17 protein-coding genes are annotated in these 16630 nt (G+C 69.6%); 14 read left to right on the top strand and 3 right to left on the bottom strand.

What is annotated here, in order from left to right; genetic code table 11:
• Positions 1-50: 50 nt before the first annotated feature.
• Positions 51-386, bottom strand: a complete 336-nt coding sequence (locus tag BHQ18_RS04235; RefSeq protein WP_069412304.1) for a DUF1844 domain-containing protein — start codon at positions 384-386, stop codon at positions 51-53.
• A gap of 191 nt (positions 387-577) precedes the next feature.
• On the opposite strand from BHQ18_RS04235, the gene infC reads away from it, so the two are divergent.
• From infC to BHQ18_RS04255, 4 genes are read left to right on the top strand one after another with little or no spacing between them, the layout of a single operon-like run.
• The gene (infC, locus tag BHQ18_RS04240; RefSeq protein ID WP_109789182.1) at positions 578-1201 is read left to right on the top strand and encodes a translation initiation factor IF-3; all 624 of its coding nucleotides are present in this window, start codon (positions 578-580) and stop codon (positions 1199-1201) included.
• A 30-nt stretch (positions 1202-1231) separates the two neighbouring features.
• Complete coding sequence (gene rpmI / locus BHQ18_RS04245) at positions 1232-1426, top strand: 50S ribosomal protein L35 (RefSeq protein WP_069412306.1); 195 nt, start codon at positions 1232-1234, stop codon at positions 1424-1426.
• A gap of 42 nt (positions 1427-1468) precedes the next feature.
• Entirely contained in the window at positions 1469-1858 is a 390-nt protein-coding gene (gene rplT / locus BHQ18_RS04250) for a 50S ribosomal protein L20 (protein WP_069412307.1), read from the top strand.
• 23 nt (positions 1859-1881) lie between these two features.
• Positions 1882-2640, top strand: a complete 759-nt coding sequence (locus tag BHQ18_RS04255) for a TrmH family RNA methyltransferase (RefSeq protein WP_069412308.1) — start codon at positions 1882-1884, stop codon at positions 2638-2640.
• Positions 2641-2695: 55 nt separating this feature from the next.
• Here the strand turns inward: BHQ18_RS04255 and BHQ18_RS04260 are convergent, their stop codons facing one another.
• Positions 2696-3928: an acyl-CoA dehydrogenase family protein gene (locus BHQ18_RS04260; RefSeq protein WP_069412309.1), complete on the bottom strand. Its 1233-nt coding sequence runs from the start codon at positions 3926-3928 to the stop codon at positions 2696-2698.
• Positions 3929-3932: 4 nt separating this feature from the next.
• Positions 3933-4979, bottom strand: a complete 1047-nt coding sequence (locus BHQ18_RS04265; protein WP_069412378.1) for an oxygenase MpaB family protein — start codon at positions 4977-4979, stop codon at positions 3933-3935.
• A gap of 215 nt (positions 4980-5194) precedes the next feature.
• Here BHQ18_RS04265 and BHQ18_RS04270 point away from each other — a divergent pair, with 215 nt between their 5' ends.
• From BHQ18_RS04270 to BHQ18_RS04315, 10 genes are all read left to right on the top strand, one after another.
• Positions 5195-6010: an adenylate/guanylate cyclase domain-containing protein gene (locus tag BHQ18_RS04270; protein ID WP_069412310.1), complete on the top strand. Its 816-nt coding sequence runs from the start codon at positions 5195-5197 to the stop codon at positions 6008-6010.
• Between the two features lie 57 nt (positions 6011-6067).
• Positions 6068-7111 (top strand): phenylalanine--tRNA ligase subunit alpha, encoded by a 1044-nt coding sequence (pheS, locus tag BHQ18_RS04275; RefSeq protein WP_069412311.1) that lies wholly within the window; start codon positions 6068-6070, stop codon positions 7109-7111.
• Positions 7111-9609: a phenylalanine--tRNA ligase subunit beta gene (pheT, locus tag BHQ18_RS04280; protein ID WP_069412312.1), complete on the top strand. Its 2499-nt coding sequence runs from the start codon at positions 7111-7113 to the stop codon at positions 9607-9609. Before pheS ends, pheT begins: the two co-directional genes overlap by 1 nt.
• Positions 9610-9709: 100 nt before the next feature.
• Entirely contained in the window at positions 9710-10744 is a 1035-nt protein-coding gene (gene argC, locus BHQ18_RS04285) for an N-acetyl-gamma-glutamyl-phosphate reductase (RefSeq protein ID WP_069412313.1), read from the top strand.
• Positions 10741-11943: a bifunctional glutamate N-acetyltransferase/amino-acid acetyltransferase ArgJ gene (gene argJ, locus BHQ18_RS04290; protein ID WP_069412314.1), complete on the top strand. Its 1203-nt coding sequence runs from the start codon at positions 10741-10743 to the stop codon at positions 11941-11943. The genes argC and argJ overlap by 4 nt, the downstream gene beginning before the upstream one ends.
• Positions 11940-12812 carry an acetylglutamate kinase gene (gene argB / locus BHQ18_RS04295; RefSeq protein ID WP_069412315.1) on the top strand — a complete coding sequence of 291 codons (873 nt, stop codon included), beginning with the start codon at positions 11940-11942 and terminating at the stop codon, positions 12810-12812. Before argJ ends, argB begins: the two co-directional genes overlap by 4 nt.
• Positions 12809-13978: an acetylornithine transaminase gene (locus BHQ18_RS04300; RefSeq protein ID WP_069412316.1), complete on the top strand. Its 1170-nt coding sequence runs from the start codon at positions 12809-12811 to the stop codon at positions 13976-13978. The genes argB and BHQ18_RS04300 overlap by 4 nt, the downstream gene beginning before the upstream one ends.
• Entirely contained in the window at positions 13975-14898 is a 924-nt protein-coding gene (argF, locus tag BHQ18_RS04305; protein ID WP_069412317.1) for an ornithine carbamoyltransferase, read from the top strand. Before BHQ18_RS04300 ends, argF begins: the two co-directional genes overlap by 4 nt.
• The gene (locus BHQ18_RS04310; RefSeq protein ID WP_069412318.1) at positions 14895-15389 is read left to right on the top strand and encodes an arginine repressor; all 495 of its coding nucleotides are present in this window, start codon (positions 14895-14897) and stop codon (positions 15387-15389) included. The genes argF and BHQ18_RS04310 overlap by 4 nt, the downstream gene beginning before the upstream one ends.
• Complete coding sequence (locus tag BHQ18_RS04315; protein ID WP_069412319.1) at positions 15389-16591, top strand: argininosuccinate synthase; 1203 nt, start codon at positions 15389-15391, stop codon at positions 16589-16591. The genes BHQ18_RS04310 and BHQ18_RS04315 overlap by 1 nt, the downstream gene beginning before the upstream one ends.
• Positions 16592-16630: the final 39 nt, after the last annotated feature.

Below are 16630 nucleotides of genomic sequence, written 5' to 3' on the forward strand. Positions count from 1 at the left end.
GGATATTCGCTCGAGCGGTCAATTTGGTGCGATGACCCGCGGAAATCGGTTTACCAGACGGGGCCGGTGAGTTTCTCGCCGGGACCGTGGCCCGGCTCGTCGGGGGCGGCGCTGGCTTCCCGGAACGCCAGCTGCAGGGTCTTGAGTCCGTCGCGCACCGGGCCGGCGTGCGGGCCGAGGTACTCCGCGGACGCGGTCACCAGCCCGGCCAGCGCGGTGATCAGGCGGCGCGCCTCGTCGAGGTCGCGGTGCGGGCTGTCCTCCGGGTTCTCCGCCGACAGGCCGAGCTTCTCCGCCGCCGCGCTCATCAGCATCACCGCCGACCGCGTGATCACTTCGACGGCCGGGATGTCGGCCAGCTCGCGGATGTTAGGAGTATCGGTCATGCCTGCTAGACTGGCATGCGCGACCGTCCCGGCATCCGCCAGGGACAGCAAGTGGAGTCCCACTCCCACCGTTGGCCACAGGATTCGTCCGCAGGCTCAGCGGTCCGGTCACAGGCATCCTATGCCTGTCCTGGTCGGCTTGGGCCCTGCTTTGAGCAGGGCTTTTCTGTTCGACGAACAGAGCGCTGACGGTGTGGGCCTCCTGGAAGACAACAGTAGGAGGGCCCATCAGCACTGAGACCCGCGTCAACGAGCGCATTCGCGTACCTGAAGTCCGCCTGATCGGACCGGGCGGTGAGCAGGTAGGGATTGTGCGCATCGAAGATGCACTCCGCGTCGCCGCGGATGCCGATCTCGATCTCGTCGAAGTAGCACCGGACGCCAAGCCGCCGGTCTGCAAGATCATGGACTTCGGAAAGTTCAAATACGAGACGGCTCAGAAGGCACGCGAGTCTCGCAAGAACCAGCAGCAGACCGTCGTCAAGGAGCAGAAGCTCCGTCCCAAGATCGACCCGCACGACTACGAGACCAAAAAGGGTCACGTGATCCGCTTCCTCGAAGCCGGGTCCAAGGTCAAGGTGACGATCATGTTCCGCGGCCGCGAGCAGTCGCGACCGGAACTGGGATTCCGGCTCCTGCAACGGCTGGGCGCCGACGTCGCCGATTACGGCTTCGTCGAGACGTCCGCCAAACAGGACGGCCGCAACATGACGATGGTGCTGGCACCGCACCGCGGCGCGAAGACTCGCGCCAAGGCGGCGCAGCAGGCCGAGGCCCCGGCGGGGCCGGCCCCAGAACCTGACAACTCGAACTGACCCACCCCTCGCAAGAAACTGAGGACACTTATGCCCAAGGCGAAGACCCACAGCGGCGCATCGAAGCGGTTCCGGCGCACCGGAACCGGAAAGATCGTGCGCCAGAAGGCGAACCGTCGCCACCTGCTCGAGCACAAGCCGAGCAAGCGGACCCGGCGTCTCGACGGGCGCACCGTCGTGTCGGCCAACGACAACGCCCGCATCACCAAGATGCTCAACGGCTGACCGACTCACACCCGTACGACCTGAACCAAGAAGGAATTTGCCATGGCACGCGTCAAGCGCGCAGTCAACGCACAGAAGAAGCGGCGCACGATCCTCAAGGCCTCGAAGGGCTATCGCGGCCAGCGGTCACGCCTGTACCGCAAGGCCAAAGAGCAGCAGCTGCATTCGCTCAACTACGCCTTCCGGGACCGGCGCGCCCGCAAGGGGGAGTTCCGCAAGCTGTGGATCTCGCGGATCAACGCCGCCGCCCGCGCCAACGACATCACCTACAACCGGTTGATCCAGGGCCTGAAGCTGGCCGGGGTCGAGGTGGACCGCAAGAACCTGGCCGAGATCGCGGTCAGCGACCCGGACGCCTTCACCGCGCTGGTCGAGGTCGCCAAGGGTGCGCTGCCCGCTGACGTCAACGCGCAGTCCGACGAGGCTGCCTGACGCTCACCGAACGCTCCGCACGCGTGGCCGCTGCGGTCAAGCTGCAGCGCCACACAGGACGACGCCGCGCCGCGCGCTTCCTCGCCGAGGGTCCCAACCTCGTCGAGGCGGCGCTGCGGCGCGGACTCGTATCCGAGGTCTTCGCCACCGAGGCGGCACTGGACCGGTTCGGCGCGATGCTCACCGAGGCGCCGGTGCACCTGGTCACTGAGCGGGCCGCGAAAGCGTTGTCCGACACCGTGACCCCGGTCGGGCTGGTCGCGGTGTGCACGATGCCGCAGACGTCGGTCGCCGACGTGCTGGCGGCCTCGCCGCGCCTGGTGGCGGTGGCGGTGGAGATCTCCGAGCCGGGCAACGCCGGCACCCTGATCCGGGTGGCCGACGCGATGGGCGCGGACGCGGTGGTGCTGGCCGGACACAGCGTCGACCCGTACAACGGCAAGTGCCTGCGTGCGTCGGCGGGCAGCATCTTCTCGATTCCCGTTGTCTCCGAGCTGGATTCCGCTTCCGCAGTCACAGCGCTGAGCGCAGCCGGGCTGCAGGTGCTGGCCACGACGATCGACGGCGAGGTGTCGCTCGACGACGTCGGGCTGGCGGCGCCCACGGCATGGCTGTTCGGCCCCGAGGCGCACGGCCTGCCCGCCGAGTTGGCGCGACAGGCGTCGCACCGGGTGCACATCCCGATGCCCGGCCACGCCGAGAGCCTCAACGTGGCCTCGGCCGCCGCGATCTGCCTGTATCAGAGCGCCCGCGCCATGCGCATCTCCCGAGCGGCCACTTAAGGCGCACAGATCGCGAATCCGCGCGCCATAACTGGCCACTCGGCGGGAGACGGCCTCAGTCGCTGAGCAGTCCCCGCGCCACATGGGTGATCTGCACCTCGTTGCTGCCGGCGTAGATCATCAGCGACTTGGCGTCACGGGCCAACTGCTCGACGCGGTACTCGGTCATGTAGCCGTTGCCGCCGAACAACTGCACCGCGTCCATCGCGACGTCGGTGGCGGCCTGCGAGCAGTACCACTTGATCGCCGAAGCCTCCGGAAGCGAGATCGCCACACCGTTCTGCGCGGCTTCGATCACCCGGAACAGGATGTTGCGCACGTTCATTCGCGCGACCTCCATGTTCGCGAGCTTGAGCTGGATCAGCTGGAACTGGCCGATCTCCTGGCCCCACAGCTTGCGGGTCTTGGCGTAGTCGACCGACAGGCGCAGGCATTCCTCGATCACGCCCAGCGACATCGCGGCCACCCCGATCCGCTCGGCGGAGAAGTTCGACCGGGCGCTGGCCCGGCCGTCGCCGGCGGAGTTGTCCTCGGTCTCACCGAGCAGTCGGTCGCGGCCCAGCCGCACGTTGTTGAAGAACAGTTCACCGGTGCGCGAGCTGTGAATCCCCATCTTGCGGAACGGCTGCGACTGCACGAAGCCGTCCATGCCGCGGTCCAGCACGAACGTCAGCACCTTGCGGTCGCGTTTGTCGACACCGGGCTCGTCGAGCTTGGCGTAAACCACGACGACGTCGGCGTCGGGACCGTTGGTGATGAACGTCTTCTGCCCGTTGAGGATGTAGTCGTCGCCGTCGCGGACGACGTAGGACTTCATGCCGCCGAACGCATCCGAGCCAGAATCCGGTTCGGTGATCGCCCAGGCGCCGATCTTGTCGTAGGTCACCAGGTCGGGCAGCCAACGCTCCTGCTGTGCCAGCGTGCCGCGGCCCATGATCGTCGGCACGGTCAGGCCCAGGCTGACGCCCATCCCGGTGACGATGCCCATCGACACCCGGCACAGTTCGCTGACCACGACGAAACCCATGCCGCCGGAGCCGTCGCCGAACATCCCGCCGCCACCGCCGGAGGACTTCGACTCGCCGCCGTCGCGCAGCCGGGCCAACCGCTTGTTGAGCGACTCACGGGCCATGTCGGCGATGCCGAACGTCGCGAACAGCTTGCGGATGATGGGGTAGGGCTCCATCTCGCCGCTTTCCAGCGCGTCGACGTGCGGACGGATTTCCTTGTCGACGAACTCGCGCACCGCATCGCGCACCGCGAGATCGACATCAGACCAATCGAGCATCCCCCTAGGCTGCCTTATGCCGTCCGCGCGCCGGACGCAGCCCCGTCAATGCGAACGTCGTGTGCACCAGCGAGCCCGCCCGGTCGAGCAGCGACCGGCGCGGCGGCACGTAATGCATGGGCATGCCGCGGCGGTCGCTGGGTGGTGCCATGAACGACGGCGCCTCGATCAGCGGCGCGTCGGCGGCCAGCTTTCCCTCCGCGCGCCGGTACGCCGCCAACGCCCGTGGGTGCAAACGGATCTCGTCGGGCACCGCCACGAACGCGAACTCGACGAGCTTGCCGAACAGCCGCAGCAGCACCTCGTCGCCGGGGGTCCAGCGCATGTTCGCCTTCTCGCGCACGGCGTCGTCGAACAACCCCGCCGCGATCCAGCGCTGCGCGCCCACCATCGGTTTGAACAGCTGATCCCACACCGGGGTCGGCATCAGCACGAACCACGGCTTGGGGATGCGGATGGTCAGGATGTCGAGGGTGGCGCGGTTGATCTCGAGTTCCTCGCGGCACTTGCGGTCCCAGTACTGGCAGAACTCCTCCCAGCTGTCCGGCACCGGGCGCATGCTCATGCCGTACATGCGGTACCACTGCACGTGCTCGTCGAACAGCTGGCGCTTCTCGGCCTCGGTGAGTCCACCGCAGAAGTACTCGGCGGTCTTGATGATCAGCATGAAGAACGTGGCGTGCGCCCAGTAGAACGTCTCGGGGTTGAGCGCGTGATAGCGCCGCCCCTCGGCATCCACGCCCTTGATCGAGGTGTGGTAGCCCTTGATCTGTTCGCCGGTGTCGGCGGCGCGGTCACCGTCGTAGACGACGCCCATGATCGGGTAGACCGAGCGGGCGACGCGCTGCAGTGGCTCGCGCAGCAGGATCGAGTGGTCCTCGACGCCCGCGCCGAGCTCGGGGTACATGTTCTGGATCGCGCCGATCCACACGCCGAGCAGCCCGGTGCGCAGGTCACCGAAGTACTTCCAGGTCAGTGAGTCGGGTCCGAGCGGGTGAGGGTCCGCGGGCGGCCGGGATTCCGGTGATGCTGTCGGCGATGTCACGGTCATCGGTTCCTCGCTGATCGGTGGTGCCCCCACGATAATGTTGACAACGAACGTTGTCTACGATTTGCTGGGCGCGCCGCCCTGCACCGTTACCCAGCGGCAACGGTCCCTCCACGCGGATGTGACCAGTGCGTTTGGCGACGCTTGTTTCGCTGCCCGGATTGCCTTCTGCCGAACCGAAATTGCTCGGCGGCAAGCGGGCCGCTTACGCTGGCCGAGTGGATGTCGAGCCGCAGCGGTCCCCGGGACCGTTCGGATGGCTCCGCAACACCAACCACAACGACAGCGTCATCGCATTCCTGCGCCGGGCCCGGCGGGCGCTTCCCGGCGATCCGGAGTTCGGCGACCCGCTGTCGGCCGCCGGGGAGGGCGGACCCAGCGCCGCGGCCCGCGCCGCCGACCGCCTGCTCGAACGCGACGCCGCCACCCGTGAGGTGAGCCTGGGTGCGCTGCAGGTGTGGCAGGCGCTGACCGAGCGGGTGTCCGGCAAGCCGGCCAACCGGGAGGCGACCATCGTGTTCACCGACCTGGTCGGCTTCTCGGCGTGGTCGCTGAGCGCAGGCGACGACGCGACGCTGCGGCTGCTGCGCCGGGTGTCGCAGGTCGTCGAACCGCCGCTGCTGCAGGCCGGTGGGCACATCGTCAAGCGCATGGGCGACGGCCTGATGGCGGTGTTCTATCAGCCGACGACGGCCGTGCGGGCCGCCATCGCCGCCCGCGCCGCCGTGAAAGCCGTTGAGGTGGAAGGTTTCACGCCACGGATGCGAGTCGGCGTGCACACCGGACACCCGCAGCGGATCGGCTCGGACTGGCTCGGCGTCGACGTCAACATCGCCGCGCGCGTGATGGAGCGGGCGACGCGCGGCGAGCTGATGGTGTCGCAGGCCACACTCGACCGCATCCCCGACGAGGACTTCGAGACGCTCGGGGTCGAGGCCAAACGCCTTCGCCGTCAGGTCTTCCCGATCAAGCAGGACGGGGTGCCGGCCGATTTCGTGATGTACCGGCTGAAAACCCGCAGGACCGGCGAGTAGCGGCCGGCCGCCGATACGCCGTCGAGGCCCGGTCCGCGCATCGCCTATGATCGCCGGGTGGCTGATCAGCCCATAGACCTGTCCGAAGAAGCGCTGACCGAGGCGGTCAGCGCGGCTCGTCATGCGTTCGACGCGGCCCCCGACCTCGACGCACTGGCCCGCGCCAAGACCGAGCACCTCGGAGACCGCTCGCCGATCGCCCAGGCCCGTCAGTCGCTGGGCGCATTGGCCAAGGCCGACCGCGCCGACGCCGGCAAGCGGGTCAACGTCGCGCGCGGGGAGGCGCAACGCGCCTACGACGAACGACTGGCGGCGCTGCGGGCCGAACGCGACGCCGCCGTGCTGGTGGCCGAGCGGATCGACGTCACCCTGCCGTCCACGCGGCAACCCGTCGGCGCCCGTCACCCGATCACGATTCTGTCCGAGCGGATCGCCGACACGTTCGTCGCGATGGGCTGGGAACTGGCCGAGGGGCCCGAGGTCGAGACCGAACAGTTCAACTTCGACGCGCTGAACTTCCCGCCCGACCATCCCGCGCGCAGCGAGCAGGACACCTTCCACATCGCGCCCGAAGGTTCCCGTCAGGTGCTGCGCACACACACTTCTCCGGTGCAGATCCGCGCGCTGCTCGAACGCGAACTGCCGGTCTACATCGTGTCGATCGGGCGCACGTTCCGCACCGACGAACTCGACGCCACCCACACCCCGGTGTTCCACCAGGTCGAAGGCCTCGCGGTGGACAAGGGGCTGACGATGGCGCACCTGCGCGGCACGCTCGACGCGTTTGCTCGCTCGGAGTTCGGTCCGCAGGGCCGCACCCGGTTCCGGCCGCACTTCTTCCCGTTCACCGAGCCGTCGGCCGAGGTCGACATCTGGTTCGAGAACAAGAAGGGCGGCCCCGGCTGGGTGGAGTGGGGCGGCTGCGGGATGGTCAACCCGAACGTGCTGCGCGCCTGCGGGATCGATCCCGACGTCTACTCCGGTTTCGCGTTCGGCATGGGGCTCGAGCGAACCCTGCAGTTCCGCAACGGCATCCCCGACATGCGCGACATGGTCGAGGGTGACGTCCGGTTCTCGCTGCCGTTCGGGGTGGGCGCCTGATGCTGCTGCCGTACAGCTGGCTGCGCGACGTCGTGCAGGCCGGGGCCCCGGGTTGGCATGTGTCCGCCGAGGAACTCGAGGCGACCCTGATCCGGATCGGGCACGAGGTCGAGGAGATCATCCCGGTCGGCCCGGTCACCGGCCCGCTGACCATCGGGCGGGTCGCCGAGATCGAGGAGCTCACCGAGTTCAAGAAGCCGATCCGCGCGGTCAAGGTCGACGTGGGTGAGGCCGAACTCCGCGACATCGTCTGTGGGGCAACCAACTTCGCGGTCGGCGACCTCGTCGTGGTGGCGCTGCCGGGCACCGTGCTGCCGGGCGACTTCACGATCGCCACCCGCAAGACCTACGGGCGCGTCTCGGACGGCATGATCTGCTCGTCGACCGAACTGCGCCTGGGCGCCGACCATTCCGGGATCCTGGTGCTGCCCGCGGGCACCGCCGAACCGGGCGCTCCGGCCGCCGAGGTGCTGGGCCTCGACGACGTCGTCTTCCATCTCGCCGTCACCCCCGACCGCGGCTACTGCCTGTCGGTGCGCGGGTTGGCGCGCGAGATCGCCAACGCCTACGACCTCGACTTCGTCGATCCCGCCGACGTCGCGCCGTTGCCCGTCGACGGTGAGGCGCTGCCGGTGCGCATCGACGCGGGCACCGGCGTGCTGCGGTTCGGTCTGCGACCGGTCACCGGCATCGACCCGGCCGCGGTCTCACCGTGGTGGCTGCAGCGACGGCTGCTGCTGTCCGGGATCCGGGCCATCTCACCGGCCGTCGATGTCACCAACTACGTGATGCTCGAACTCGGCCACCCGATGCACGCCCACGACCGCAGCCTGATCACCGGCGGCTTCCGGGTACGGTTCGCCGAACCGGGGGAGACGGTGGTCACGCTCGACGACGTCGAACGCAAACTCGACCCCGCCGACGTGCTGATCGTCGACGACGTCGCGACCGCCGCGATCGGCGGTGTGATGGGCGCGGGCACCACCGAGGTCCGTGACAGCACCACCGATGTGCTGCTCGAGGCGGCGGTGTGGGATCCGGCCGCGGTGTCGCGCACCCAGCGGCGCCTGCACCTGCACAGTGAGGCCGGGCGACGCTACGAACGCACCGTCGATCCCGCTGTGTCGGTCGCCGCGCTGGACCGCTGCGCCGCGCTGCTCGCCGAGATCGCCGGGGGCACAGCCGAACCCACGTTGACCGACTGGCGCGGCGATCCGCCGCGACAGGACTGGTCGCCGCCGCCGGTGACCATGGCCGTCGACCTGCCCGACCGTACGGCGGGCGTCGACTACGCGCCGGGCACCGCCGAGCGCCGGCTGACCCAGATCGGCGCCCGCGTCGTCGTCGAAGACGGCCGGCTGACCGCGACGCCACCGAGTTGGCGACCCGACCTGCGTCAGCCCGCCGACCTCGTCGAGGAGGTGCTGCGCCTGGAGGGCCTCGAGGCGATCCCCTCGGTGCTGCCCAAGGCGCCGGCCGGCCGCGGCCTGACGCCGGTGCAGAAGCGGCGCCGTGCGATCGGAAAGTCGTTGGCGCTCAGCGGATACGTCGAGATCCTTCCGACGCCGTTCCTGCCCGCGGGCGTCTTCGACCAGTGGGGGCTGGCCGCCGACGATGCGCGCCGTTCGACGACGCGCGTGCTCAACCCGCTCGAGGCGGACCGCCCGCAGCTGGCCACCACGCTGCTGCCCGGTCTGCTGGAAGCGTTGAACCGCAACGTCTCCCGCGGCGCCACCGACGTGGCGCTGTTCGCGATCCAGCAGGTGGTCGAGCCGACGCCGGACACCCGCGCTTTCGAGCGGATCCCGACCGACCGGCGCCCGACCGACGACGAGATCGCGGCCCTGGACGCGTCGCTGCCGCGGCAACCTCAGCACGTGGCCGCGGTGCTGGCGGGTCTGCGCGAACCGGCGGGCCCGTGGGGGCCCGGGCGCGCCGCGGAGGCCGCCGACGCGTTCGAGGCGGTGCAGGTGGTCGCCCGCGCGGCCGGCGTGACGCTGCGGCTGCGGCCCGCTCAGCGCCTGCCCTGGCATCCGGGCCGGTGCGCCGAGGTCGTGCTCGGCGACCGCGACACCGGCATCGTGGTGGGGTATGCCGGCGAACTGCACCCGGCGGTGGTCGAGCGGACGGGACTGCCCGCCCGCACCTGTGCGGTCGAGTTGGATCTGGACGCGGTCCCCATCGTCGAGACGCTGCCCGCACCCCGGGTGTCGCCGTTCCCGGCGGTGTTCCAGGACGTCAGCCTGGTGGTCGACGCCGACGTCGCCGCGGCCGACGTGGTCGACGCGGTTCGGGCGGGTGCCGGACCACTGCTGGAAGACGCCCGGTTGTTCGACGTCTACACCGGCCCGCAGATCGGTGAGGGCCGCAAGTCGGTCACACTGGCCCTGCGCTTCCGGGCGAGCGACCGCACGCTGACCGAGGACGAGGCCAGCGCTGCCCGCGAGGCGGCCGTACAGGCGGCCGGTGAGCGCGTCGGCGCCGTCCTGCGGGCATAACCAGCGATTTCGGCGCGCTACCGATCGCCCAGCGACTGGCAGCGCACCGAAGTCGCTAATGAATTTGCACATATGTGCATAACCATGCAGAATTGCGCGCATGGTTTCTGTGGCAGTGGCCGGTGCCAGCGGCTATGCCGGAGGCGAGATCCTTCGACTCCTCCTCGGCCATCCCGCGTACGCGGACGGCCGGCTGACGATCGGCGCGTTGACCGCTGCGGCGAGCGCGGGCACCGCGCTCGGTGAACATCACCCGCACCTGCTGCCGCTGGCCGACCGCACTCTGCAAACGACCGACGCCGACACGCTGGCCGGTCACGACGTCGTGTTCCTCGGCCTCCCGCACGGGCACTCGGCGGCGCTGGCCGAGCAGCTCGGTGCCGACACCTTGATCATCGACTGCGGTGCTGACTTCCGGCTCACCGACCCCGCGGCGTGGGAGCGGTTCTACGGTTCGGCGCACGCCGGCAGCTGGCCCTACGGGCTGCCCGAACTGCCCGGCGCGCGCGAGCAACTGCGCGGCGCCCGCCGGATCGCGGTGCCCGGGTGCTACCCGACCGCGGCGCTGCTGGCGTTGTGGCCCGCGGTGGCGGCTGATCTGGTCGAACCGGCGGTCACCGTCGTCGCGGTCAGCGGCACCTCGGGGGCCGGCCGCGCGGCCAAGGTCGACCTGCTCGGCGCCGAGGTGATCGGTTCGGCGCGGGCGTACAACATCGGCGGTAAGCACCGGCACACGCCCGAGATCGCGCAGGGGCTGAGCGCGCTGACCGGACAGGGCGTGAGCGTGTCGTTCACGCCGGTGTTGATCCCGACCTCGCGCGGCATCCTGGCGACGTGCACCGCGCGCACCGCGGCACCGGTCTCAGAGATCCGGGCCGCCTACGAAAAGGCCTATGACGCTGAGCCGTTCGTGTATCTGCTGCCCGAGGGCCGGCTGCCGAAGACCGGTTCGGTGCTCGGCAGCAACGCCGCGCAACTGGCCGTGGCCGTCGACGAGGAGGCCCAGACGTTGGTCGCGGTCGCCGCGATCGACAACCTCGTCAAGGGCACCGGCGGCGCGGCCGTGCAGTCGATGAACCTGGCACTGGACTGGCCGGAGACCGAAGGGCTTTCGATCGTGGGAATGGCGCCGTGACCCAGAATCGGCTGATCCGCAGCCAGGGCGTCACCGCGCCCGGCGGATTCCGCGCGACCGGAATCGCCGCCGGCATCAAGGCTTCCGGGGCGCTCGACCTGGCGCTGGTGTTCAACGAGGGACCCGACTACGCGGCGGCGGGTCTGGTGACCCGCAACCAGGTCAAGGCGGCGCCGGTGCTGTGGACCCAGCAGGTGCTGACCACCGGGCGGCTGCGCGCGGTGATCCTGAACTCCGGCGGCGCCAACGCGTGCACCGGCCCGCAGGGTTTCCAGGACACTCATGCGACGGCCGAGGCGGTGGCGGCCGCGCTCAGCGACTGGGGCACCGACACCGGCGCCATCGAGGTCGCGGTCTGCTCGACCGGGCTGATCGGCGACCGGCTGCCGATGGACAAGGTGCTGACCGGGGTGACCGAGATCGTGCACGAGCTCGCCGGCGGGCTGACCGGCGGAGAGGAAGCCGCGCGCGCCATCATGACCACCGACACGGTGCCCAAACAGGTTGCGCTGCACCATGCCGACAACTGGACCGTCGGCGGGATGGTCAAGGGCGCGGGCATGATCGCGCCGTCGCTGGCCACCATGCTGTGCGTGCTCACCACCGACGCCGTCGCCGAACCGGCGGCGCTGCAGGAGGCGCTGCGCAAGGCCGCCGCCCGCACCTTCGACCGTCTCGACATCGACGGATCGTGTTCGACCAACGACACGGTGCTGCTGCTGGCGTCGGGCGCCAGCGCGATCACCCCGAGCCAGAGCGAGCTCGACGAGGCCGTCCTGCGCGTGTGCGACGACCTGTGTGAACAGCTGCAGGCCGACGCCGAGGGCGTGACCAAGCGCATCACCGTGACGGTGACGGGCGCGGCCTCCGAGGACGACGCGCTGGTCGGTGCCCGGATGATCGCGCGCGACAGCCTGGTCAAGACCGCGCTGTTCGGCTCCGACCCGAACTGGGGGCGGGTGCTGGCCTGCATCGGGATGGCGCCGTTCAAGGTCGAGGCGGAACGGACCACGTTATCGTTCAACGGCATCCCGGTGTGGCAGGACGGTGCACCCACGCCCGGCGCCCGCGACGTCGACCTGTCCGGCGCCGACATCACGGTGACCATCGACCTGGCCTCCGGTTCGGCGCGGGCCTCGATCCGCACCACCGATCTGTCGCACGGCTACGTCGAAGAGAACTCGGCCTACAGCTCATGAGCGTCGAAACCCCGCTGAAGGCAGCGGTTCTGGCGGCCGCGCTGCCGTGGCTCAAGCAGCTGCACGGCAAGATCGTGGTGGTCAAGTACGGCGGCAACGCGATGACCGACGACGTGCTCAAGGCCGCATTCGCCGCCGACATGGTGTTCCTGCGCAACTGCGGCGTGCACCCGGTGGTCGTGCACGGCGGTGGACCGCAGATCAGCGCGATGCTCAAACGCCTCGGCATCCAGGGCGATTTCAAGGGCGGTTTCCGCGTCACCACACCCGAGGTGCTCGACGTGGCGCGGATGGTGCTGTTCGGTCAGGTCGGCCGCGAACTGGTCAACCTGATCAACGCGCACGGACCGTACGCCGTCGGCGTCACCGGTGAGGACGCGCAGCTGTTCACCGCGGTACGCCGCGACGTCATGGTCGACGGGGTGGCCACCGACATCGGGCTCGTCGGCGACGTCGAACGCGTCAACGCCGGCTCGCTGCTGGATCTGATTGCCGCCGGCCGGATCCCGGTGGTTTCGACGATCGCCCCCGACGCGGACGGCGTCGTGCACAACATCAACGCCGACACCGCGGCCGCCGCCCTGGCTGAGGGGCTCGCCGCCGAGAAGCTGGTCATGCTGACCGACGTCGAGGGTCTCTACACCCGCTGGCCCGACCGCGACTCGCTGGTCAGCGAGATCGACTCGGCGTCGCTGACCCAACTGCTGCCCACGCTGGAGACCGGGATGGTGCCGAAGATGGAGGCCTGCCTGCGTGCGGTGGCCGGCGGAGTGCCGAGCGCACACGTCATCGACGGTCGCGTCGAACACTGTGTGCTGGTCGAACTTCTCACCGACGAGGGCACCGGGACCAAGGTGGTGAGCTCATGACTCTTTTGGATCGGTGGCAGGCCGTGATGATGAACAACTACGGCACCCCACCGCTGGCGTTGGCCAGCGGGGACGGCGCCGTGGTCACCGACGCCGACGGCAAGTCCTACCTCGACCTGCTCGGCGGCATCGCGGTCAACATCCTCGGGCACCGCAACCCCGCGGTCATCGAGGCCGTCACCCGGCAACTCAACACGCTCGGGCACACGTCGAACCTGTACGCCACCGAACCGGGTATCGCGTTGGCCGAGGCCCTCGTCGGGCTGCTCGGCGCACCGGCCCGGGTCTTCTTCTGCAACTCCGGTGCCGAGGCCAACGAGGTCGCGTTCAAGATCACCCGGTTGACCGGTCGGACGAAACTCGTTGCCGCTCAAGGCGCCTTCCACGGCCGCACGATGGGTGCACTGGCACTGACCGGTCAGCCCGCCAAGCAGGAACCGTTCGCGCCGCTCCCCGGTGACGTCACCCATGTGCCGTACGGGGACATCGATGCGCTGCGCGCGGTCGTCGACGACACCACCGCAGCGGTCTTCCTCGAGCCGATCATGGGGGAGGGCGGCGTCGTGACCCCGCCGGCCGGTTACCTGGCGGCCGCCCGCGAGATCACCGCGGCGCACGGCGCGCTGCTCGTACTCGACGAGGTGCAGACCGGGATGGGTCGCACCGGAGCGTTTTTCGCGCACCAGCACGACGGGATCACCCCGGATGTGGTGACTCTGGCCAAGGGGCTGGGCGGCGGCCTGCCGATCGGCGCGTGCCTGGCGGTCGGACCGACCGCGGATCTGCTGACGCCGGGCCTGCACGGCAGCACGTTCGGCGGCAACCCGATCTGCACGGCGGCGGCGCTGGCGGTGCTCAAGGTGCTGGCCGACGACGACCTGATCGGGCGGGCCGACGTGCTGGGCAAGACGCTGGCCTCAGGCATCGAGGGGCTCGGCCACCCGCTGGTCGACCACGTGCGCGGCCGCGGACTGCTGCTCGGGGTGGTCCTGACCGCGGAGAAGGCCAAAGCGGTCGAGGCCGCGGCCCGGGATGCGGGTTTCCTGATCAACGCCGCGGCCGCCGACGTGGTCCGGTTGGCGCCGCCGCTGGTGATCAGCGAGGCCCAGATCGACGACTTCCTGACCGCTCTGCCCGATGTGCTCGACAAAGGGGCCGCCTCGTGATCCGTCATTTCCTGCGCGACGACGACCTGACCCCGGACGAGCAGGCCGAGGTGCTCGCGATGGCCGCCGAGCTCAAGCGCGCACCGTTCAGCCGCCGGCCGCTCGAGGGCCCGCAGGGGGTCGCGGTGATCTTCGACAAGAACTCCACACGCACCCGGTTCTCCTTCGAGATCGGCATCGCGCACCTGGGCGGGCACGCGGTCGTCGTCGACGGGCGCAGCACCCAGCTGGGGCGCGAGGAGACGCTCGAGGACACCGGCCGGGTGCTGTCGCGCTACGTCAACGCGATCGTCTGGCGCACGTTCGCCCAGGAGCGCCTGACCGCGATGGCGTCCGGCGCGACCGTGCCGATCGTCAACGCGCTGTCCGACGAGTTCCACCCCTGCCAGGTGCTCGCCGACCTGCAGACCCTGGCCGAGCGCAAGGGGACGCTGGCGGGGCTGCGGATGTCGTACTTCGGCGACGGCGCCAACAACATGGCGCACTCGCTGATGCTCGGTGGCGTGACCGCGGGCATCAACGTGACGATCGCCGCGCCGACCGGTTTCGAACCGCACCCCGATTTCGTCGCCGCCGCCCGAAAGCGCGCCGCCGAGACCGGCGCCGAGGTCACCCTGACCGCTGACGCCACCGCCGCCGCCGACGGGGCCGACGTGCTGGTCACCGACACCTGGACGTCGATGGGTCAGGAGAACGACGGCCTGGACCGGGTGCGACCGTTCAAGCCGTTCCAGCTCAACGCCGGCCTGCTGGCGTTGGCCGACCCCGATGCCGTTGTGCTGCACTGCCTTCCCGCGCACCGCGGACACGAGATCACCGACGAGGTGATCGACGGACCCAACAGCGCGGTGTGGGACGAGGCCGAGAACCGGTTGCACGCCCAGAAGGCGCTGCTGGTGTGGTTGTTGGAGCGATCGTGACGTCGGCGGCTACCCGCGCGGGACGGCAGGCTCGCATCGTGTCGATCCTGTCGTCGCAGTCGGTGCACAGCCAGTCGGAGTTGGCCGCGATGCTGGCCGACGAGGGCATCGAGGTCACCCAGGCCACGCTGTCGCGCGACCTCGAGGAACTCGGCGCGGTCAAGCTGCGCGGCGCCGACGGCGGCGTCGGCGTCTACGTCGTCCCGGAGGACGGCAGCCCGGTGCGCGGGGTTTCCGGTGGCACGGAACGCATGTCGCGGCTGATGACCGAGCTGCTGGTGTCCACCGACGCCAGCGGCAACCTCGCGATTCTGCGCACCCCGCCCGGCGCGGCCCACTACCTGGCCAGCGCGATCGACCGCGCGGCACCGTCCTACGTCGTCGGCACCGTGGCCGGCGACGACACCATCCTGGTCATCGCGCGGGAGCCGATGACCGGCGCCGAACTGGCGGCGAAACTGATGAGCATCAAGCAGAAGGAGAGCAACTGATGTCCGATCGCGTCATCTTGGCCTATTCCGGCGGTCTGGACACTTCGGTGGCGATCAGCTGGATCGGCAAGGAGACCGGCCGCGAGGTGGTCGCCGTCGCGATCGACCTCGGTCAGGGCGGCGAAGACATGGAGGTGGTCCGGCAGCGCGCAATCGACTGCGGCGCCGTCGAAGCCGTCGTCGTCGACGCCAAAGACGAGTTCGCCGAGCAGTACTGCCTGCCGGCGATCCAGAACAACGCGCTCTACATGGACCGCTACCCGCTGGTGTCGGCGCTGAGCCGGCCGCTGATCGTCAAGCACCTGGTGGAGGCGGCCCGTGCGCACGGCGGCGGGATCGTCGCGCACGGCTGCACCGGCAAGGGCAACGACCAGGTCCGTTTCGAGGTCGGATTCAACTCGCTGGCACCCGATCTCGAGGTGCTGGCGCCGGTGCGGGACTACGCGTGGACGCGGGAGAAGGCGATCGCGTTCGCCGAGGAGAACGCGATCCCGATCAACGTCACCAAGCGTTCGCCGTTCTCGATCGACCAGAACGTGTGGGGCCGCGCCGTGGAAACCGGTTTCCTCGAACACCTCTGGAATGCGCCGACCAAGGACGTCTACGACTACACCGAGGACCCGACCGTCAACTGGAGCACCCCGGACGAGGTCATCATCGGCTTCGAACGCGGTGTGCCGGTTTCGATCGACGGGCGACCGGTCACGGTGCTGCAGGCCATCGAGGAACTCAACCGTCGCGCCGGTGAGCAGGGCGTCGGGCGCCTCGACGTGGTCGAGGACCGGCTGGTCGGCATCAAGAGCCGCGAGATCTACGAGGCTCCGGGAGCGATGGTGCTGATCACCGCGCACACCGAACTCGAACACGTCACGCTCGAACGTGAACTCGGCCGGTTCAAGCGCCACACCGACCAGAAGTGGGGCGAGCTGGTGTACGACGGCCTGTGGTACTCGCCGCTGAAGACCGCGCTGGAGTCGTTCGTCGCCACCACCCAGGAGCACGTCACCGGCGAGATCCGAATGGTGTTGCACGGCGGGCACATCGCGGTCAACGGTCGGCGCTCGGCGGAGTCGCTGTATGACTTCAACCTGGCCACCTACGACGAGGGCGACACGTTCGACCAGTCGGCGGCCCGCGGCTTCGTGCAGATCCACGGTCTGTCGTCGAGCATCTCGGCCCGCCGCGACCTGGGCATCAAGTGACCCCGAAACCGACGTTTTGGTCGAGAAGTGCCCGCGAAA

Origin of the sequence: Mycolicibacterium flavescens (assembly GCF_001722335.1) — a bacterium.
GTDB classification, from domain to species: Bacteria; Actinomycetota; Actinomycetes; order Mycobacteriales; family Mycobacteriaceae; genus Mycobacterium; species Mycobacterium flavescens.